This is a genomic window from Cohnella massiliensis (assembly GCF_900169535.1).
Lineage (GTDB): Bacteria > Bacillota > Bacilli > Paenibacillales > Paenibacillaceae > Cohnella > Cohnella algarum.
Map to the genome: position 1 here is coordinate 1,927,777 of NZ_LT821259.1, position 20,538 is coordinate 1,948,314.

At 58.3% G+C, this 20,538-nt stretch carries 18 protein-coding genes and 1 pseudogene; 15 read left to right on the forward strand and 4 right to left on the reverse strand.

Annotated elements, in window-relative coordinates; translation table 11 throughout:
• Positions 1–15: 15 nt before the first annotated feature.
• Both B7E11_RS22750 and B7E11_RS22760 read left to right on the forward strand, forming a co-directional pair.
• The gene (locus B7E11_RS22750; RefSeq protein ID WP_080839154.1) at positions 16–1,218 is read left to right on the forward strand and encodes an enolase C-terminal domain-like protein; all 1,203 of its coding nucleotides are present in this window, start codon (positions 16–18) and stop codon (positions 1,216–1,218) included.
• Positions 1,219–1,827: 609 nt separating this feature from the next.
• Positions 1,828–4,096, forward strand: a pseudogene (locus B7E11_RS22760) (putative bifunctional diguanylate cyclase/phosphodiesterase).
• Positions 4,097–4,182: 86 nt separating this feature from the next.
• Here B7E11_RS22760 and modB read toward each other — a convergent pair.
• On the reverse strand, positions 4,183–4,845 hold the full coding sequence (gene modB, locus B7E11_RS22765; protein WP_080839156.1) for a molybdate ABC transporter permease subunit: 663 nt from the start codon (positions 4,843–4,845) through the stop codon (positions 4,183–4,185).
• 3 nt (positions 4,846–4,848) lie between these two features.
• Positions 4,849–5,697, reverse strand: coding sequence for a molybdate ABC transporter substrate-binding protein (gene modA, locus B7E11_RS22770; RefSeq protein WP_080839158.1), 849 nt, complete (start codon positions 5,695–5,697; stop codon positions 4,849–4,851).
• Between the two features lie 126 nt (positions 5,698–5,823).
• Here modA and B7E11_RS22775 point away from each other — a divergent pair, with 126 nt between their 5' ends.
• The 10 genes from B7E11_RS22775 (at position 5,824) to B7E11_RS22820 (ending at position 15,816) form a co-directional block, all read left to right on the forward strand.
• The gene (locus tag B7E11_RS22775) at positions 5,824–6,771 is read left to right on the forward strand and encodes a substrate-binding domain-containing protein (protein WP_080839160.1); all 948 of its coding nucleotides are present in this window, start codon (positions 5,824–5,826) and stop codon (positions 6,769–6,771) included.
• 12 nt (positions 6,772–6,783) lie between these two features.
• On the forward strand, positions 6,784–7,962 hold the full coding sequence (locus B7E11_RS22780; protein ID WP_080839161.1) for a MalY/PatB family protein: 1,179 nt from the start codon (positions 6,784–6,786) through the stop codon (positions 7,960–7,962).
• Between the two features lie 244 nt (positions 7,963–8,206).
• Complete coding sequence (locus B7E11_RS22785) at positions 8,207–8,695, forward strand: hypothetical protein (protein ID WP_080839163.1); 489 nt, start codon at positions 8,207–8,209, stop codon at positions 8,693–8,695.
• Entirely contained in the window at positions 8,692–8,964 is a 273-nt protein-coding gene (locus tag B7E11_RS22790; RefSeq protein ID WP_240353387.1) for a hypothetical protein, read from the forward strand. The genes B7E11_RS22785 and B7E11_RS22790 overlap by 4 nt, the downstream gene beginning before the upstream one ends.
• Before the next feature lie 5 nt (positions 8,965–8,969).
• Entirely contained in the window at positions 8,970–10,301 is a 1,332-nt protein-coding gene (locus tag B7E11_RS22795; RefSeq protein ID WP_080839165.1) for a glutathionylspermidine synthase family protein, read from the forward strand.
• Positions 10,298–10,702, forward strand: coding sequence for a DUF350 domain-containing protein (locus B7E11_RS22800; RefSeq protein WP_080839167.1), 405 nt, complete (start codon positions 10,298–10,300; stop codon positions 10,700–10,702). The genes B7E11_RS22795 and B7E11_RS22800 overlap by 4 nt, the downstream gene beginning before the upstream one ends.
• Positions 10,703–10,989: 287 nt before the next feature.
• Positions 10,990–11,655 (forward strand): GntR family transcriptional regulator, encoded by a 666-nt coding sequence (locus B7E11_RS22805; protein ID WP_080839169.1) that lies wholly within the window; start codon positions 10,990–10,992, stop codon positions 11,653–11,655.
• 19 nt (positions 11,656–11,674) lie between these two features.
• A complete protein-coding gene (gene ilvD, locus B7E11_RS22810; RefSeq protein WP_080839171.1) occupies positions 11,675–13,366 on the forward strand; it encodes a dihydroxy-acid dehydratase in 1,692 nt (563 codons plus the stop codon).
• Between the two features lie 129 nt (positions 13,367–13,495).
• Positions 13,496–15,007, forward strand: a complete 1,512-nt coding sequence (locus B7E11_RS22815; RefSeq protein WP_080839173.1) for a methyl-accepting chemotaxis protein — start codon at positions 13,496–13,498, stop codon at positions 15,005–15,007.
• 89 nt (positions 15,008–15,096) lie between these two features.
• Positions 15,097–15,816, forward strand: coding sequence for a YebC/PmpR family DNA-binding transcriptional regulator (locus tag B7E11_RS22820; RefSeq protein WP_080839174.1), 720 nt, complete (start codon positions 15,097–15,099; stop codon positions 15,814–15,816).
• A gap of 83 nt (positions 15,817–15,899) precedes the next feature.
• On the opposite strand, the gene B7E11_RS22825 is transcribed toward B7E11_RS22820, so the two are convergent.
• Positions 15,900–16,685, reverse strand: coding sequence for a glucose 1-dehydrogenase (locus tag B7E11_RS22825; RefSeq protein WP_080839176.1), 786 nt, complete (start codon positions 16,683–16,685; stop codon positions 15,900–15,902).
• A 245-nt stretch (positions 16,686–16,930) separates the two neighbouring features.
• On the opposite strand from B7E11_RS22825, the gene B7E11_RS22835 reads away from it, so the two are divergent.
• Positions 16,931–17,719 (forward strand): DUF6492 family protein, encoded by a 789-nt coding sequence (locus B7E11_RS22835; RefSeq protein ID WP_080839179.1) that lies wholly within the window; start codon positions 16,931–16,933, stop codon positions 17,717–17,719.
• 29 nt (positions 17,720–17,748) lie between these two features.
• On the opposite strand, the gene B7E11_RS22840 is transcribed toward B7E11_RS22835, so the two are convergent.
• Positions 17,749–18,426, reverse strand: coding sequence for a succinylglutamate desuccinylase/aspartoacylase family protein (locus tag B7E11_RS22840; RefSeq protein ID WP_080839181.1), 678 nt, complete (start codon positions 18,424–18,426; stop codon positions 17,749–17,751).
• A gap of 208 nt (positions 18,427–18,634) precedes the next feature.
• On the opposite strand from B7E11_RS22840, the gene B7E11_RS22845 reads away from it, so the two are divergent.
• Together B7E11_RS22845 and B7E11_RS22850 are read left to right on the forward strand one after the other, a co-directional pair.
• Positions 18,635–19,648 carry a cation diffusion facilitator family transporter gene (locus B7E11_RS22845; protein ID WP_080839182.1) on the forward strand — a complete coding sequence of 338 codons (1,014 nt, stop codon included), beginning with the start codon at positions 18,635–18,637 and terminating at the stop codon, positions 19,646–19,648.
• A 126-nt stretch (positions 19,649–19,774) separates the two neighbouring features.
• Entirely contained in the window at positions 19,775–20,422 is a 648-nt protein-coding gene (locus B7E11_RS22850) for a copper resistance CopC family protein (protein ID WP_176220860.1), read from the forward strand.
• Positions 20,423–20,538: the final 116 nt, after the last annotated feature.

Consider the following 20,538-nt stretch of genomic DNA (forward strand, 5'->3'; position numbering starts at 1 on the left):
GAGGACGCACAGGATATGGGAGAGATTACGATCCGCGACGTGAAAACGATTTTGACCGCGCCCGAAGGGATCAATCTGGTCGTCGTCAAAATCGAAACGTCGGAGCCGGGGCTTTACGGGCTCGGCTGCGCGACGTTCACCCAGCGGTATTTGACGGTGGCGAATGCGGTCGAGCACTATTTGAAGCCGTTTTTGATCGGGAAGGATCCGCAGCGAATCGAGGACATCTGGCAGACGGCGATGGTCAGCTCGTATTGGCGCAACGGTCCCGTGCTGAACAACGCGCTGTCGGGCGTCGATATGGCGCTGTGGGATATAAAAGGGAAGCGCGCAGGAATGCCCGTGTACGAGCTGCTCGGGGGGAAATGCCGCGAAGCGGCGGCCGTCTACCGGCACGCGGACGGACGGGACGAACGGGAAGTCGAAGAGAACGCGAGGAAATTCATGGAGCAAGGGGTTCGCTACGTTCGCTGCCAGCTTGGCGGCTACGGCGGGCGCGGCCAGACGATCCGCTCGCCCGCCGGCGCGCTTCCCGGCGCGTATTACGACCCGGACGCGTACGCGCGGAGCGTTCCCCGGCTGTTCGACCATTTGCGCGCTTCCATCGGCTTCGAGGTCGAGTTGCTTCACGACGTTCACGAGCGCGTCCCGCCGATCGAAGCGGTGCGGCTTGCCAAGCAGCTCGAGCCGTACCGGCTCTTTTTCCTCGAGGATCCGCTTTCGCCCGAGCAGCTGGACGGGTTCGCCGCCATACGCGGCCAGAGCGCGACGCCGATCGCGATGGGCGAGCTGTTCACCCACCCGCGCGAATGGACGCCGCTCATCTCCGGTTCGCTGATCGATTTCATCCGCGCGCATATCAGCGCGATCGGCGGACTGACGCCGGCCCGCAAGCTGGCCGCGCTCGGCGAGGCGTTCGGCGTGCGCACGGCGTGGCACGGTCCCGGGGACGTCTCGCCGGTCGGCCATGCGGCGAACCTTCATCTGGACTTGTGCGTTCCGAATTTCGGCGTGCAGGAATGGTACGGCTTTTCCGACCGGATCCGGGAAGTGTTCCCCGGCTGTCCGGAGCTTCGGGACGGATACGCCTATCCGAACGACAAGCCGGGCCTCGGCGTCGACATCGACGAAGCGCTCGCGGCGCAATATCCGTGCGTCAACCGGCTGCCGGACTGGACGCTGGCGAGGCTGCCCGACGGCACTTCCGCCCGGCCGTAGCGGGCGAATGAAGTCGGAGGCCTGGGGAGGCCTGCGTTGAATTTTTAGCCGATCGAAGGATTGTCCGTTCGCGAAAGCCGAAAAGACCGCTTTAATCCGGCAGAGCTGGCGGGGGACAAATCGCGATGCCGGGAGAGCGGTCCTGCCGCTGTTTTGCGGCCGGATCGGAATGCGGAGCTGCGCCAATCGGCCAAAGAACGAGAGCCGATCGGCGCGGCTCCTTTTTTGTTTTCCGCAAGCAAGCACAATGCGGAATCCCCTTCGTATCGGTCGGGGAGCGGGTTTGCCCATCGAACGTTTCAGAAATGTTTCATTAACGTCATGTACAATAAGGTCCAAAGACCTATTGAATTGCCTTGTCAGAAGAAGTTAGATCAATGAAGGACAACATTCGACTTTATCCGCCAGCACGGTTCGAGAGAGGAAGTAAAAGATGGAGCACGTTCCGCGCTTGTTATTTTTTCCTACATTGTCGCCGTCATGGCCTCGTTTACCGTGTTGGATCTGGCCGGGAAAATCAACGCGACGAAGGGAAAAGTACGGGGGTTATGGCTGTTTTTCGGAGCCGTCGCCATGGGCATGGGCATCTGGTCGATGCACTTCGTCGGTATGCTGGCTTTCTCGCTTCCCGTTCCGGTCGCCTACGATTTGTGGCTCGTGTTCGTGTCCGTGTTGGCCGCGATCGCGGCGTCCTTTATCGCTCTGTACGTCGTCGGTACGGGCAGCCTGTCGCTCGGCAAATTGTTCGTCGGCGGAACGCTGCTGGCATCCGGCATAACGGCGATGCATTATATCGGAATGAGCGCCATGCTCATCGATATCACCTACGATCCGCTGCTGTTCGCGGCTTCCATCGCGATCGCGCTGGCCGCGTCGTACGCGGCGCTGTGGCTGGCGTTCTATTTCCGGCAAGGACAGGGGAAGCGCGACAGCTGGAAAAAAGCCGGCAGCGGCCTTATTATGGGCGCGGCGGTCGTCGGCATGCATTATACGGGGATGGCGGCCGCCCGTTTCGAACACGGGGAAAAGTCGGCGCTCGCTTCGGGGATGGTGCTCGATCAGCAATTGCTGGCCTACGTCATCGTCGCCGGTACGATTTTGACCCTCGGTCTGTCGCTTGGCGGAATCGTCATCTCCAACCGGTTCGCCCGCAAAGACTCGGAAGTGAAGCGCAGCGAGAAACGCTACAAATCGCTTTACGAGAATACGCAAGAGGGCGTTATTTTCGTCAATATGGAGGGGAAGATCGTCGAATTCAATCCGGCAGCTTCCGCCATTACCGGAATGAAGCCGTCTTATTTTTACAATAAGCCGGCCTCCGTGCTTCTCTCCATCGCGCCGGAGGAGGAACGCGACAAACTGGCGAAGCTGTTCGAACAGGCCTTCCGGGGGGGCTCGTTCAATACGGAAACCGCCATCGTGCGCGGCGATGGGCGAAGGCTGGAGCTCAGCGTGAGCAACGTCCCGATCGCGGTCGACGATCAGGCGGCGGGAATCTACATTATGTTCCGGGACATTACGACGGAAAAGCGGGCCAAGGAGCAAATTTATCACCTGGCCTATCATGACGAGCTGACGGGTTTGCCCAACCGCCGGATGTTCGACCGCTTGCTTGCGCAAAGGATCGATTCGGCAATGGCGCAACAGACCGGCTTTGCCATCATGGTCCTGGATATCGACCGGTTCAAATTGATCAATGACTCGCTCGGCCATACGTACGGCGATCAGCTGCTTAAGGATGTGTGCGGACGGATTCAACGCTGCATGGACGGGTTCGAGGCTACTCTTGCCCGAATGGGCGGCGACGAATTTACGCTGCTGTTCGACGGCCATCGGATCGAGCAGATGCAGGAGCTGGCGGAGCGGATCGTGGCTGCGCTCGGCCTTCCGTACCGTCTGAAGGACAACGATTTTTACGTGACGGCCAGCATCGGGATCGCGTTGTACCCCGATCACGGAACCGATGCGGTTCAATTGCTGAAAAACGCGGATATGGCGATGTACGAGGTCAAAAACCGCGGGAAAAACGGCTTCCGCTTTTTCTCGTCCGAGCTGAACTCGCAACTGCAATCGCGGGTCGAAATCGAAGCCGATTTGCGCAAGGCGCTCGAACGAAAAGAGCTGTCGCTTCACTACCAGCCGCAAATCCGCACCGAGGACGACGCGATGATCGGCGTCGAAGCGCTGGTGCGATGGATGCATCCGGTCAAAGGGGTCGTGTCGCCGGGACAGTTTATCCCCATTGCCGAAGAAACGGGCATGATCTACGAGATCGGCACCTGGGTGCTTCGCGAGGCGTGCAGGCAAATGAAGGAATGGCACAATGCGGGGGGGGCCTCTCATTCCCGTATCGGTCAATTTGTCTTCGCAGCAATTTCATCAGCCGCATTTGACGACCTACATCCGGCAGATTTTGGAGGAAACCCGGCTTGAACCCCGGTATCTGGAGCTGGAAATCACGGAAAGCATGATGATGAACCCTTCAATAACGATTGAAATCCTGAACGAGCTGACGGAAATCGGCGTGCGGATCAGCTTGGACGATTTCGGAACGGGGTACAGCTCGCTCAGTTATTTGAAGCAATTGCCGATTCATAAAGTCAAAATCGACCGCTCCTTCATTCGCGACATCACGTTCAACAATAAAGACAAAGCGATCGTCGCGACGATCATTTCGATGGCGCAAAACCTGAACATGGAAGTCATCGCCGAAGGCATCGAGACGAAGGACCAGCTCGATATATTGACCGCCAACGATTGCCGGAAAATCCAGGGTTATTACTACAGCCGGCCCCTGGCGGCGGGGGACGTCGAACGCGATTTTTTCCTGCCCCAGCGCGGGACGACCGCAAAACCGGTATTTCGGAAAAACACGTAAGCCGAAGTAAAAACAGCTTCGCCGCCTTAAAGGACAGTCTCAAGAAAAAACGCACCCGCGCGCTGCCTTTCGCAGAGCCGGGTGCGTTATCGCGTTTTTCTGCCCGCCAGCAGCAACATGACATAGGAAATCGCGACGATCGCGACCGACCATGCCCAGGCCATCGCGGTGTTGCCGGAATCGACGGCGACATAGATGGCGGTCGGCACGGTTTGCGTTTTGCCGGGAATGTTGCCGGCGATCATGAGCGTCGCGCCGAATTCGCCGAGCGCCCGCGAGAACCCTAATATAAACGCGGTCAGCAGGGACCGGAAGGCGAGCGGAAGCGTAATGTAGCGAAAAACCTGCCACTCGCCGGCGCCGGCCGAGCGCGCGGCATCCTCGAGCTCGGGTTCGATCGAGGAAAAACCGGTTTTCATCGTTTGATAAACTAGCGGAAACGCGACGATGACGGAAGCGACGACCGCCGCCCACCATGTAAACAGAAGCGGGGCCGAAGCCAGCCATTCGATCCCTTTCCCGATCGGGCTTCTACGCCCCAGCACGACGAGCAGGATGAAGCCGACGACGGTGGGAGGCAGCACGAGCGGAAGCATGAACGCCGTTTCCAGCAGGCTTTTGCCGAAAAACGTTGCTCCGGCCATCCGCCAGGCGGCGGCGGTGCCGAGGACGAGAGCGGCGATGCCGGACAGGAGCGCCACCTGCAGCGAAAGGCGCACCGGCTCCCAGAAGGCTTGCCAATCGATCATCGGCTACGGCCGCCCTGCCGCGGCAAATCCGTAGCTTTCGAAAATTTCGCCGGCCTCCGGGGACAGCAGGTAATCGTATAGCAGTTCCGCCTCGGCGGCATGCTTCGTCGTCTTGACGATGCCGACCGGATAGCGGATCGCGGAATAAGCGTCCGGATCGACTTCGAAGGCGATCCGGGCGCTTTCCGAGCCGATGGCGTCGGTCCGGTAGACGAAGCCCGCATCCGCATTTCCCGTTTCCACGTACTGCAAAACTTGACGCACGTCCTTGGCCTGCACCAGCTTCGGCTGCAGCTCGTCCCATAGCGCTGCGCGCGTCAGCGCTTCCTTGGCGTAGCTGCCGGCCGGCACGCTTTCCGGAATGCCGACGGCGATTTTCTTGATCGCGTCCCGCGTCAGATCGCTTTCTTGCGCGACGGTCGCCGTCCCGTCCGCAGGCACGATGACGACGAGCGAATTCGCGAGCAGATCGGTTTGCCGGTCGGCTTCGATATAGCCGCCGTCCACGAGCGCCTGCATGTTTTTGGCGGCGGCGGAGAAAAACAGATCGGCCGGAGCGCCATGCTCGACTTGCTGCTGCAGCGCGCCGGATGCGCCGAAGTTGAAGCCGATGCGGATGTTCGGGTGCGCGGCTTCGAACGATCGCTCGATGTCGGAAAGCGCGTCGGTCAGGCTCGCGGCGGCGGAAACGGTGAGCTCGACGGTTTTTCCGGATGCTTCGGCGGAAGAAGCGGAAGATTCGGCTGCGGGTTCGTTCGGGCCGGCCGTGTTCGCATTCGAGCCGCAGGCGGCAAGCAGCCCGAAGGCGAGAAGAGCGCAAAGAGCGGAACCGTTTTTAACGAAATTGAACATGAAATGCCCTCCAAAGTGATGTTTAGTTATATTTAGTTATAATTGATGATATTATATCTTCCGTTCTTTGATCCTGTAAATATGGTAAAATGGGATTTATCGAGGTTTCGGCAAAGGGGCGTTCCGATGACAAGCGACACATCCTACACGACGGAAGAAGTGGCGAAGCTGCTCAAAATCTCCAAGCTCACCGTATACGATCTCATCAAAAAAGGCGAGCTGCCTTCCTATAAAGTCGGCAAGCAGATGAGAGTGGACGCTTCGGATCTGGAGGCGTACAAACGGAAGGCGAAAGGGAAAATGAGCGGAAGCGTTCAGCCTTCTCCCGACAACGCCGCCCGTTCGATTCCGGCGGCGAGCGCGGCCGGTCGTCCGTTCGTCATTACGGGGCAGGACGTCAGTCTCGATATTTTGGCCAACTATTTGGAAAAGAGCGGCGAATTCGGCCGTCCGTTGCGCTCTTACGCCGGGAGTCTGGACAGCCTGATCGCGATGTACCGCGGAGAAGCGGACATCGTCAGCACGCACCTGCTGGACGGCGATACGGGCGAATACAATTTGCCTTACATCCGCAAAATTTTGACCGGGTTTTCTTATATCGTCGTCCATCTGCTCGTCCGAAACGCAGGCTTTTACGTACGGGCCGGAAATCCGCTCAAGATCGAGAATTGGGACGACCTTGGGCGGCCCGGGCTGCGGATCGCCAACCGGGAAAAGGGCTCGGGAGCCCGGGTGCTGCTGGACGAGCAGCTTCGGCTTCGCGGCATTTCGCCGGGCGCGGTTGCCGGATACGGCGACGAGCAGACGAATCACATCGGCGTCGCCGGCAAAGTCGCCTCCGGCGATGCGGATGTCGGCGTAGGGGCGGAGAAGGCCGCGGCGATCGTCGGGCAGGTCGACTTCATTCCGCTCATCCGGGAACGTTACGATCTGGTCGCGTTAAAAACGCCCGAAAACGAGTCCCGGATCGCAGCCTTGCTTTCGATTTTGCGGTCGGGCGCCTTCAGACAGGAGCTGGGAGCCATTTCCGGCTACGATTTGTCATTGACCGGGACGATTTTATTCGAGACATAGGAGGATCGCATCATGAAGGAACAATTCGATCGAATCATCCCGCGGGAAGGCACGAGGTCGGTCAAATGGGACCCGGAATTTCTCTCGTTCATAAAAGCGGACGGCACGCTGCCGATGTGGGTGGCGGATATGGATTTTGCCGCGCCGGAGGCGGTTCGGACCGCGCTGCAGGAGCGGGTCGCCCACGGCGTGTTCGGCTATCCGTTCGCCGATTCGGCCTACTACGACGCGGTTATTTACTGGCATCGGAAACGCCATGGGTGGAGCATTCAAAAGGATTGGATCACGATCACGCCGGGGATCGTGCCCGCGCTCAATTTTCTCGTATTGGCGCTTACGGAGCCGGGAGAAGGCGTCATCATTCAGGAGCCCGTTTACGGGCCCTTCCGCGAGGCGGTCGAAAGCCACGGCCGGAAATTGTTCAACAACCGGCTCGTTTCGGAAAACGGCTACTACCGCATGGACTTGGCGGATTTGGAGCGCAAGGCGGCCGACCCGGAAACGAAGCTGCTGATCTTGTGCAGTCCGCACAATCCGGTCGGCCGCGTTTGGAAAGAAGAGGAGCTTCGCCAGGTCGGCGACATCTGCCGCAGACACGGCATTGTCGTCGTCTCCGACGAAATTCACGGCGATCTGATTTTGCCGGGCTCGCGGCACATTCCGTTTGCGTCGCTCGGCGAGGAATACGCGGAGCTGTCGATCGTTTGCACGGCGCCAAGCAAAACGTTCAACGTGCCGGGCCTGCAAACCTCCAACCTGATCATTCCGAATCCCGAGCTGAAAAAGAAGCTGGACAAGCAGCTGAATTTGTTCCACGTAGGGGGAGCGAACGTGCTCGGATTGACGGCGACGGCGGCGGCCTATTCTCCGGAAGGGGAGCAGTGGCTCGACGAGCTGCTTCTTTACCTGGACGGAAACGCGCAGCGAATCGCGGAGGAATTGGCCCGGACGCTGCCGTCCGTCCGTTACCTCAAGCCGGAAGGCGGCTATTTGGCTTGGCTCGACTTCCGGGATCTGTCGGGCGACGACAAGCAACTGGAGCAAAGGATGAAGCAGGAAGCGAAGGTGCTGCTTAGCCCCGGCCCGATTTTCGGCGAAGGAGGGGAAGGCTTTATGCGGCTTAACTATGGCTGTCCGCGAAGCATCCTGGACGAGGCGCTGAGCCGGATCGGCCGGACGTTTGGCGGGTAAGCGGCCCGACATGCTGGACACAACAAATGATATATTGCCGGTTAAGGGACCGGCGCGAACGCTCCCGCCTTCCGAAGAAGGCGGGAGTTTTTTGTCGATTTTATAAAAATTTAAAGCTAACGGATTTATTGCTTGTCGTATAATTAGTATGGATTCTCGAGTTATCGGCCGATTATGATGCAAGGCTATGCGTTGTTTGCGATACGGAAGTTTACCGAAAAATGACGGAAGGAGCGCGCTAACGATGTCCATCGTCCGCATGCTGCGCTATTGCGAATGGTCGAACGCGGAAGAGAGAGTCGTCCGGGATTTGCTGGAGCTGCCGGTCGGAAGCGACGACCTGTTCATGCGAAAACTGGTCAACGCGACCGTGCTGCGAAATCGGCTGTTCGAGCACTCCTCGCACGAGTCCGAAGAAGGACGGCTGCATACGATTTACGTCAAGCCGTTCGAAGGTCGCGAGCTGGAGAAGTACGGGCCGCAAATCGAGCCGCCGCTGTCGGAGCATTGCGACACCGAGCCTGCTCCCGAAGCCGAATTTCTGCATTGGGACGGGCGCAGGTTCCGCCGCGGGGAGCCCGTCGCGGCGCCGGAAGACCCGCTCGAAATCGCCCGGCTGCTGCTGGACCATTATGTCGTCGCTAACGGCCGCACGCACGAAACGATTTATTCCGTTTTTGACGCGGACCGAAACAAGGTTGTCTTTTATATGAAGGAGGACATCGTCCGATGAAGGATAGGGCAGAATCTTTGCATGCCTCTGCCGGGGAAAACGAATCTCGAAAAGGAGCGGGAAACGGGACGAAAATGCTTACGTTCGCGCTGCTGCTCAGCGTTCCGGTCGCCTTGACGGGATGCGGCTCGCTGGCGGACGACTGCGACGACGATTATGAAGTGTGCGAGGACGATGACGGCGGCAGCGGCTATTATTACGGCTCCAAGTCCAAGAAAAGCGCCTTCAAAGGCTTCGGCAGCGGCGGTACGAGCAGTTCGGGAGGCTAGGCCGCATGAGTCGGATAAACCGGATAAGCCGAATCGGACTTTCCCACGATGAAGTGTTCCGGGACGAGCTTGCGGATGCCGTTCCCTACCACCGGATGTACGGCAAGGAGTACTGCGTGCCGTCCTTCGTTCATTACGGGGAGACGGAGGTCGAAGCGATTCGCGCGGCGGCCGAGAGCGTCGACAACGTGTTTTGGAAAGCGATGCGGTTCGCCCAGCGTTTTTTGCCCGATTCCTTTTTGAAAACGTACCTCGGCCTTCATCCCGCGCTGCTCGCCGCAGCCCGGGTGGAGGTTCCGTTTCACGGCCTGTCTCGCCAGGACTGGATCGTGAACGAGGCGGGAATGAAATGCATCGAAAACAATACGGATACGCCGACAGGCGTCCCGGAAACGGCTTATTTGGCGTGCGAGCTGGCGAAGCGGCATTCGCCGCATCCCGCGACGTCCGGCGGGATGCGATCGGCAATACGGACCGCTTTTGCAGAGCTTATCGAACACTACCGCTCGAACGGCCTCGACGGGCTGATCGTTTTTTCCAGCTACGGCTGGCATCTGGAGGATCGGATCAACGTCGAGTACGTGCGGAACGCGGTCGGCGAAGCGGGTTATCGCACGGCGTACGCTCCCCTGGAGGAGCTGGAAATCGTGCCGGGCGACGGCCTTTATTTGAACGGCGAGCGAATTTCGATCTTGTACCGGCTGTACCCGCTCGAATATCTCGTTCACGATACCGAGGAGGCAACGGGGGAACCGGTCGGCCGCCATTTGCTGAAGCTGGTCGAGTTGGGCAAGCTCGGACTGATCAATCCGGCTCAGAGCATTATAACGCAGAGCAAAGGATTCATGGCTTTGATCTGGTCGTTGTACGAACGCCGGGACGAAACCGAAGCGTACTGCGGATTTCAGCTGTTCGATGCCAAAGACGCGAAGACGATCGAAACGTATTTGCTCCCCGCATATTACGAGAATACGCTTTTCGTTCGGACGGGAACGCCCTACGTCGCCAAAGGGTATTGGGGACGCGAAGGCAAAGGGACGGCCCTGTATGACGACGCGGGGCGCCTCCTTCTGGACGAGTGGGGCGCCGAAGACGGCGAGACGCCGGAAACGCGGCAATATTACGAGCGCCAGCCGAAAATGTACCAGCGGCTATTTCCGATGCAGGAGCTTACGATCGAGACGGAGGACGGGCCGTATACCGGCTATTTGCTGACGGGGGCGTTTGTCGTCGGCGGGCGCTATTGCGGGCTGCTGCCCCGGGTTGGCGGCAAAATTACGGGGGATATGGCGTATTACTGTCCGGCGATTATCCATAAGGGAGGAACTGTGGGATGAAAGATTTTGGAATCGATTTATTGAACGTGGCGATCGGGATCGGCATTCTTCTGATCGTGCTGCTGGTCGGAGCGTTCGCGTTCGGCAAGCTGACCCGGTTCGACGACGGCGAGGAAATCGCCAAAGGCAACGAAGCGGCAGGGCTGTACATGGGAAGCAAGCTTCTCGGGCTTTGCATCATCGTCGCGATGGTGTCCTTCGGCTCGGACGACTGGCTCGCCATGATCGTCTGGTCCGGAGTCGGCATCGTCATTCAATGCCTCGTCTATTTGATTTTCGATTTCCTGACGCCGAAATTCAAAGTTTGCGACGAAATCGCCAAAGGTAATTTGGCCGTCGCCCAACTTCTGAGGTCGATCATCATCGGGACGTCGATCGTCATCGGTACGTTTCTCATGTAACGGACGCCGCTGCCGGAAATGCGGGAATAGGTTAAAAATTGCGAGCCCGTCAGGCGAAGCCTGGCGGGCTTTGTGCTGCCTATCTGAATGGATAAGTTCTTCGTCTTCCTAAAGGAGTTTTGCTGCTCTCGCGCGATCCAGTTGAATCCAGTTGAGTCGCGGTGACTCATTTCAAGCATCCAAACGCAAACAGAGGCACGCAATGGAGTAAACTCGGAAAAAAACTATTGAAATCAATATATGTATGCGATATATTGCATATAACAAATTCGAAAAGGAGGATCCAAATGCCGATCCCGCCCAATTTTTCGTCGCCGATTCGAATGTCGGCCAAGGAACGCGCGTTTTCCCAAATCCAGCGCTGGATTATCGACGGGACGCTCGGTCCGGGGGAAAAGCTGATCGATGCGGAGCTTGCGGAATCGCTGGCGGTCAGCCGGACGCCGATCCGGGAGGCGCTTCAGCTGCTGGAAGTGCAAGGCCTGGTCGCCATGTTTCCCGGCAAGGAAACGCGCGTCACGAGCATCGAGAAGGAAGATATATTCAAGCTGTATCCGACGCTTGCGGCGCTGCACGCGCTGGCGGCCGAGGATGCGGCCCGTCTGATCGTGCCGGAACAGATCGAGACGTTGAAGGAGCTCAACGCCCGGTTCGCGGAGGCGATCGAAAGCGAACGGCCTTATCAGGCGATGGAATTCGACGAGCAGTTCCATAACGTCGTCGTGGACGCGTCGGACAATCCGTACGTCGCATCCTACAGCGCATCGCTGCAAATTCACATTCGCAGATTCAAGTACGTGTTCCTCAAGCAGCCCGTGACGGCGACGCAGGCATCGGTGGAAGAGCATGCCGCGATTATATCCGCGCTCGAAAAGCGGGATTCCGGGCTGGCATCCGGCATGATGAAGCAAAACCTGATCCGTCCGATGCACGAGCTGCACGCGCTAATCTAAAGCGGAAAGGATGAATAAAATGACTGAAAATCCAGATTTGCGGATTCGCAGCAAGGTGATCAGCGAAGGCGTCAACCGGGTTCCGAACCGCGCGATGCTTCGGGCCGTCGGGTTCGGGGACGAGGACTTTCGGAAGCCGATGATCGGCATTGCCAGCACATGGAGCGAAGTGACGCCCTGCAACATGCACATCGACGATTTGGCGAAGCGCGCGAAGGAAGGGGCAAGGCTGGCCGGGGGCGCTCCTCTTATTTTCAATACGATAACGGTGTCCGACGGCATTTCGATGGGGCACGCGGGGATGAGCTTCTCGCTGCCGAGCCGGGAAGCGATCGCGGACTCGATCGAAATCGTGACGAACGCGGAGCGTTTCGACGGCGTGGTGGCGATCGGCGGCTGCGACAAAAATACGCCGGCTTGCCTGATGGCGATCGGCCGCCTGAATTTGCCGGCCGTCTACGTGTACGGAGGAACGATTCAGCCCGGAAATATGGACGGACGGAAGGTCGATATCGTCACCGCGTTCGAAGCGGTCGGAAAATATCACGACGGCAAAATGACGGAGGACGAGCTGCACAAAGTCGAATGCAGCGCTTGTCCAGGTCCCGGTTCCTGCGGGGGCATGTATACGGCGAATACGATGGCCGCGGCCGCGGAAGCGATGGGCATGAGCCTGCCCGGTTCGTCCTCGGCTCCCGCCATTTCCCCGAATAAAGCGGCGGAATGCGAGGAAGCCGGGAAAACCGTGCTCCGACTGCTCGAAAAAGGGATTTATCCGAAGGATATCATGACGAAAAAAGCGTTCGAAAACGCGATCGCCGTCGTCATGGCGCTCGGCGGTTCGACCAACGCTTTTCTGCATTTGATCGCCATCGCGCATTCGGTCGGGGTGGATTTGACGTACGACGATTTCGAGCGCATCCGGGTCAAAGTTCCGCATCTGGCCGATTTGAAGCCGAGCGGCAAATACGCGATGCAAGACCTGAACGACGTCGGCGGCGTGCCCGGCGTCATGAAGCTGCTGCTGGAGAAAGGCTTGCTTCACGGCGAATGCCTTACGGTGACGGGGAAAACGCTGGCGGAAAATTTGGCGGACGCGGCGCCGCTGAGCGATGAGCAGGCGATCATTCAGCCGTTCGAGCGGCCGCTGAAGCCGACGGGGCCGCTCGTCGTGCTCCGGGGGAACCTGGCGCCGGAAGGCGCGATCGCGAAAATGTCCGGGATGAAGAGGACGCGATTTTCCGGACCCGCACGGGTGTTCGACAGCGAGGAAGCGGCGACGGAAGCGATCGTCGCAGACAAAATCCGCAAAGGCGACGTGCTGGTCATCCGCTATTGCGGACCGAAGGGCGGCCCGGGGATGCCCGAAATGCTTTCCGTGACGGCCATGATCGTCGGCAAAGGCCTGGGCGGCGAAGTCGCGCTGCTGACCGACGGAAGATTTTCGGGCGGGTCGCACGGCTTCGTCGTCGGCCACATCGCTCCGGAAGCGCAAGACGGCGGTCCGATCGCGCTGCTTCAAGAGGGCGATATTGTAACGATCGACAGCGAAACGCAGAAACTTTCGTTCGAGGTTTCGGAAGAGGAGCTGGAACGTCGGGCTGACGCCTGGTGCGCGCCGCCGCTGAAAGCGTCCTCCGGCGCATTGGCCAAATACGCGAAGCTCGTGTCTTCCGCGGCCAAGGGAGCGGTAACGGACCTGTTCCCGTGAGTCGCCGCGAGCATCGGAAACCGCCCGACGAAAGGGCGGTTTCTTTTTTTCAAAAATATTTCAGATGGGCATTGTATCCTCTTTAATAGAGCGACACACCGACTTCAACGAGAGGAAGAACCCATTTTCATGCAAGACAAAAAAAATCGCTTGATGCTTCAATTGGCCTTCGCCGCCGCGGCGATCAACGCGGCGATCTTCATTTTCGCGCAAACGATGGATCCGTTCCGGCACGGAACGGGCCACGGAGAGGCTACGGCCGCTCCGGGACCGGCCGGGGGACAATACGCGCTCTTAATCGTTTCCATGCTTGTTTTAGGATGGGGCGTGTTCCTTTTTTTGCGCAATCGGGACCATCGTTTGCTGCCGCTTGTCATTACGTTGTCGCTGACGTTTTCCAGCATCTCGATGATCAGCGGGAGCGGCGGCGGAGTCGAATTCCACTTCTCCATCTTTATGGTGATCGCCGCCGTCGCCTACTTTGAAAATATCAAGCTCGTTTCGATGATGACCGCCCTGTTCGCCGTTCAGCATGTTTGGGGCTTTTTTTTCGCGCCGCGGCTCGTGTTCGGGACCGATTCCTATCCTTTTTTGATGCTGGTCGTCCATGCGGGATTTCTTATTCTGACGTCGAGCGCCACGATGCTGCAAATCCGGTCGAAGCAAACCATTACGGCCCAGCTGGAAGAGGAGAAAAGGCGGCATGAAGAAAGCCGGAGCCGCCTGATCCGGCAGGTCGAGGGCTTGTCGGACCACATTCGCGCTTCGTCGGAAATCGTGACGGGAAAGTCCGATTCGAACGTGCGGATAAACCGGGAGATGATGGCCGCGTTCGAAGAAGTGATCGGGGGCTTGGGAAACCAGATTTTGTCGGTCGAGCAGATCGAGACCAGCCTGGATACGATTAACCGTTCCATTCAAAACGCGATCGATTCATCGGAGGAAATGCGAAGAAACGCGGCGGCGACGGAGGAGGCGGCGGCGGAAAGCCATGAGAAGGTCGTTCGGCTGCAGGCGCAAAACGAAGAGGTGCTCCGGTCGATGGCCGAAATTTTCGAATCGATGAACGCCTTGAAGCAATCGGTCGTTCGGGCGCAAAGCATGATCGGGCTTATTCAAGAGGTCGCCGAGCAAACGAATTTGCTTGCCTTGAACGCCACGATCGAGGCGGCGAGAGCGGGCGAGCACGGCCGGGGATTCAACGTGGTGGCGGACGAAATCCGGAAGCTTTCCGATCAAAGTCGCCGCGCGGCCGACGAAATCCAGGACATGCTGACCTCCGTTCAGGATGAAAGCCGGTTCAACTTTTCGCTGGTCGAACGAGGACAGGCGGCGGTTCGCCAATCCAGCGCGTTTATCATGGAGTTCGCGGACGATTTTCGGGAAATCCGGCAGTTGATCGAGCGGCTGCGGCAGTTTATCTCGACCGTTTACGAGACGATAACCGCCGTCAATAACGGTTCGTCCGCGGTTACCGGCGAGATGAACCAGATCGCGTCGGTGATCGAACAAGGGATATCGGCGATGGACGAGTTGTCCGCGAAAAGCGACATCTTGATTCAAGCGGCGATGGAGGTCGATCACGAGATCAAGCGGCTGAACGGACTCAGCCAGGAGTTGCAAAAGCAGTTTGAGCCGTAGACGCGTTCGATTGCCGGGAGCTTGTCGCCCTCCCGGCTTCTTTGTTGTATAATGGGAAAAGTAAAATTAAGAGAAGGCAGGATCCGAGAATGGGACGCAAATGGAATAATATCAAAGAGAAAAAAGCGTCGAAAGATGCGAATACGAGCCGGGTTTACGCGAAATTCGGCATTGAAATTTACGTGGCGGCGCGCAAGGGCGAGCCCGACCCGGAAGCGAACCGCGCGCTGAAGGTCGTGCTCGAAAGGGCCAAAACGTACAACGTCCCGCGGGCGATTATCGACCGCGCGCTGGAAAAGGCCAAAGGAGCCTCCGACGAAAACTACGTCGAGCTTCGTTACGAAGGCTTCGGTCCGAACGGCTCGATGGTCATCGTCGACGCGCTGACGAACAACGTGAACCGGACGGCCGCGGACGTTCGCTCCGCCTTCAACAAAAACGGAGGCAACATGGGCGTTAACGGATCGGTCTCTTATATGTTCGACGATACGGCCGTCATCGGAGTGAACGGCAAGTCGGCCGACGAGGCGATTGAAATTTTGCTGGAAGCGGATGTCGATGCGCGCGACGTCATCGAGGAAGAAGACACGGCGATCGTCTACGCCGATCCGGATCAATTCCATGCGGTTCAGGAAGCGTTTAAAAACGCCGGGATTACGGAGTTTACCGTCGCGGAGCTGACGATGCTGCCGCAAACGTACGTCGAGCTGCCGGCCGAATCGTTGGCCCAATTCGAGAAGCTGATCGACACGCTCGAAGATTTGGAAGACGTTCAGCAAGTGTATCATAATGTCGAATTTGGCGATTAATACACCGCTCAAACCGTCAGTTTCCGCTGGCGGTTTTCTAATTCCACGGGCGTGCCGGCGCGACGTTGCGTTTGCGGCGTTCGTCAATATTTGGCGGACTGGCCGCCGTCGATCGGAATGATCGCGCCGTTCAGGAACGGGGCTTCGCCGGACAGCAGGAACGCGACGAGCCGCGCGACCTCCAGCGGGTCGCCCAGGCGCTTGGCCGGATTGTCCTTGACGAATTCCCGGGAAGCGCCCTGCCAGTCGTCCGGATCGATTTGCTTGAAGGAATTTATGACCATATCGGTTAAAATCGCGCCGGGGGCGATCGCGTTGACGCTGATGCCGTGCTCCGCGTACTCGATCGCGGCGTCCTTGGTCATGCCGGCGACGGCATGCTTGCTCGCCCCGTATGCGACTTGATTCATGACGGCCCGGATCCCGCCGACCGAAGAGGTGTTGACGATGAAGCCTTTGCCCTGTTTCTTCATGACGGGCAGGACGTGCTTCATCCCGTAAAACACGCCTTTCAGATTGATGTCGATCACTTTGGAAAATATCGCGCTGTCGTAGTTCTCGGTCGGCGCCTGTTTTCCTTCGATCCCGGCATTGTTGAAAAAGCCGTCGATCCGGCCGAAGCGGCTCATCGTCTCCCGCACGTATCCTTTGACGGCTTCCTCGTCCGAAACGTCCGCTTTCAGCAGGAGCACGTCCGTCTGTTCCGCCTGCTCCCCGATCAGCGCCTTGCTTGCTTCCAGCGCTTCCATGTTGACGTCGACCAGCGCCAGCTTGGCGCCTTCCTTCGCGACTTCGATCGCGGATGCGCGCCCCAGGCCGGAGCCGCCTCCCGTGATCAAAACGACTTTGTTTTCAAAACGCGCTGCCATCGTCAAGCCTCCTCGTTTTTCGCTCGCGCGAGCGGAAACAGCTTCGGTTGTCCCATTGTTTTTATTCCCCTTTTTGCGGTCGCGTAAAACAGAAGCCGGGCGCGGCCGTCTTGGCCGACCGCATGGAATGTTCGTGCCGAAGCCGCTGCCGCGAAAATGTTCCGCTTGCCGAAGCAAAGGCATGAACGCGCGGCCGGAGGCGACATAGGATATTGCAAAATCCTAAAGCCACCGGAGATGAGAGAATGAAGCTTTCGACAATCGACGTAATCATACCCGCGATCGAAAAGGATCTGGGGACGCTTCCGCATGTGATCGACAGCGTGAGGAGGATGGTCAAGCATCCGATCGGCAAATTCATGATCATCGCGCCGGATACGAAACGAATGCGCGCTTTGTGCGCCCGCAAAAACTGCGCCTTCGTCCATGAGAACGCCGTCCTTCCGATCGCCAAAAAGGACATTCGGTACAGATCCGCTCGCTGGGAACGCTCCGGATGGCTGTTTCAGCAGCTGCTCAAGCTGGGCAGCGACCGACTGGGGGCGAGCAAGTATTATCTCGTCATCGACGCGGATACCGTGCTCATTCGACCCCATGCGTTTCGGACCCCGGACGGGAGGACGATCTTTTATTACCGCAACTGGAGCCAGCCGGAATATTTTCGCACGTACCGCAAGCTGATGGGCGGCGATCCGGTTTCGCGCAAGTCGTTCGTCACGCACTACATGCTGTTCGATAAAGAAAAAGTCGCGCATTTGAAAAAAACGATCGAGCACAGGCATAAAGACCGGTGGTACGCTGCGATTTTAAAAAGCATGGATCTGAAGCGCCCGTTCGCATTCTCCGAATTCGAGACGTACGGCAATTTCGTCGCCTCCCGTTACCCCGGGTCTTTCGAATTTCGCAAGGCGCTCAACGTCAGCCTTCATACGGGCGTCTCCGGCCTGACGGAATCGAAGCGGAAACGGCTTGCCTCCTCCTACCGGTCCGTTTCGCTGCATAAACGAAAATCCTATTCCCGCCTCCCGAAGTGAAGCTCGCAAGCGGCTGTCGGTCCGGTGGGTCAGCACATGCCCGCCTCGGATAAAAATTGCCGGACCATGTCCGTCTGGTAGTTCACGCGGGAGGAAAACGGGAGGTCCCACGAGGTCTCGACCGTAACGGCTCTTGCGCGCAGCAGACGTGCGGCGGCGGTGCGCGAAGAGCCGGGCTTTTCGCGCAATCGAACGGTGAAGCGGTTTTTCTTGCGGGAAATCGCGCGGTTCGCGTTCCGGACGATTCGTTTTACGGCGGGAACGGCCCGATTATCGGGATCGGTAAGCAGGCATTGCCCGATTCGCCGCGGATCGAGGCTGGAAAGTCCGTTCGCCTCGTGAAGATCGAGAACCCAGCGCGGCTTCGCGCGCTTGGCCAAACGAAAGATGGCGGCGGCCAGCGGATGGCTTGCGGACTCGCCGCGCCGGCGCGGAAACCGGCGGTTCAGGTCCGGAACGCCGCGAACTCGTTCGCGGTAGGCTTTTCGGTTCGCAACGGGAACAATCAGGAGCGTTCCCCTTCGCAAATGGAGAGTGCCGTCGCCGAACATTCGCGTCAGCTTTTCCGCCGCGCGTACGCTTGCTCTTTCATTGCCGTGAATCCCCGCCGTAATGAGAAACGCGGGGCCGCCGCGTTCCGCCTCGATGACGAAATACGGCGTTTCGTAGGCCGTATGTTCGGCCAACCGGCGTTCGGTAACTCTCATCGATCCTCACCTCAAAGTTAATATACTTCGGCTTCCCGGAGGGGGTGACGATCCGAACCCGCCGTGGAAATTATCGGTTCGAGCCGGCAGGAAATCGGTCGACTTTTGGCGAAAAGAAAAAGCTGGAATGTAAAGAAAATCATTTCTGATGAATTGGAGTTCAACAGCAAATACTAATCGCAACTTACCATCGGGAGGAAGCTTCGCCATGAACTCGGACGGGAAAAAGGAAGGCTTTTGGCAACTGGTCAAAAAGGGGAATACGTCATCCGGAGCGGCCGCGCTCGGAAATGCCGGATTGTCTATTGTAAAAGGGATCGCGGCCGCGATGACCGGAAGCGGAGCGATGTTCGCTTCGATGATGCATTCGATCGCCGACGCGATCAACCAGGCGTTCGTCTTCGCCGGCAGCGTGCTCGCGGAGAAAAAGCCGACCAAGCGCTTTCCGACCGGCTTCGGCCGCGTCATCAATTTGTTCTGCATGGTCGCCGTCGTCGTCGTGACGATCATGGCTTACGAGACGATTCACGAAGGCTTGCATTTGCTGGCCCATCCGCCGACCGAATCTCACGGTTTTTGGCTGAATTTTATCGTTTTGCTCATCGCGATTCTGATCGACGGCTTTATTTTGTTCAAGGCGATGAAGGAGATCGTCCACGAATCCCAGAGCCATGCGAAAGGGATGGCGATCGTTCCGACCGCGTTTCGCAACGTCGGGCGCGCGGCGCCGCCGACGCGTCTCGTGTTTTACGAAGATCTTGTCGCGACGTCGGGGGCGCTGCTGGCGCTGATCGCGGTCGTCGTCACCTCGCTTACGAACTTCGCGCTGCTTGACGGCATTTCTTCCATTTTGATCGGCTGCTTGATGTTTCTCGTCGCCTTTAAAGTGGGCTACGACAACATGGTCGGCCTGATCGGCGTCGCCGCGCCGCCCGAGGTCGAGGACAAAGTGTCGAAAATCATTTTTTCCCATCCCGAAGTGACGGATATCCCGTCGATGCGCATTCTTCAGGAAGGCCGCTATTATCATGTGGAAGCGATGCTCGAGCTGAAAAAAGGCATGACGCTGGCGGATGCCGACGACATCAAATTCAAAGTGCGGGACAGCTTGCTGCTCGAATCGGACATCGTCGACGTCGGCATCGGCATTATCGAGGACAACGGCATTCAGAGCTGGGCGCCGAGAAAGACGGACCCGTCCGCGCAAAAGCCCGTGATTTAAAAGCGCATCTCCAAACTGGCGAAAGAACCGCTGCGGCGGTTCTTTTTTTGCGGCTATAGCCCGAAAGGGTCATTCGCAAACGATGCGGGTGTGTTATTCTATGGTTTCGAACAAGGAGGGAATTTCGTGAAAAGTCGCTTTAACGCGGTTTCGTGGTTGCTGCTTATCGGGTTATTCGCGTTTCCGGCCTTCGTTTTTGCCCACTCGACCGCGGAAACGGTCGTCCCGGGAGATGCCGAGGTCGTCGAGGCCCCGCTGCCGGAAGTTTCGGTTGCTGTCAATACGACGGTCGAGCTTGTCAGTTTGAAAGTGACGGATGCGTCGGGCGCGGAACAGCCGTTCAAGGAAACCGGGGCGAACGGCGAGACGATAACGGGCGTATTCGAGCAGCCGCTCGCGCGAAACGGAACGTATTCGGTGCAATGGCACATCATCGGGGCGGACGGGCACGCGATCAAAGGGGAATCTTCGTTTGAAGTGCGCATCGCGGCTCCCCCGGAATCGCCGGTTGCAACGGAGGACACTGCCGCGGAATCGGCGGTCCCGACTGCGACCGCTCCCGAGCAAGGCGACGCCGTGGAATCGCCGGCCGCATCCGAGGCGTCGCCGTCATCGGAGGCGCAGCTTTCTCCAAGCCCGGAGGCAGGCGGAGAGAACGCCGCATCAAGCGGGGGCAACGCATCGGATTTGTCCGTCTGGATTCTCGGCGCCGCCGCTCTGCTGCTCGTTGCCGCCATCGGCTTCAGCTTCGCCAACAAGAGGAAGAAAGGGTGAGCCCTTTCTTCTTTTTTTTGTCCGTATTAGGGAATCGGCGAGGGCGCGAAAATGGAAATCGTGCGATCGACCCGCGCAAGCTCGCGACATCGTTCTACTCAATAGAAGAAATCCTT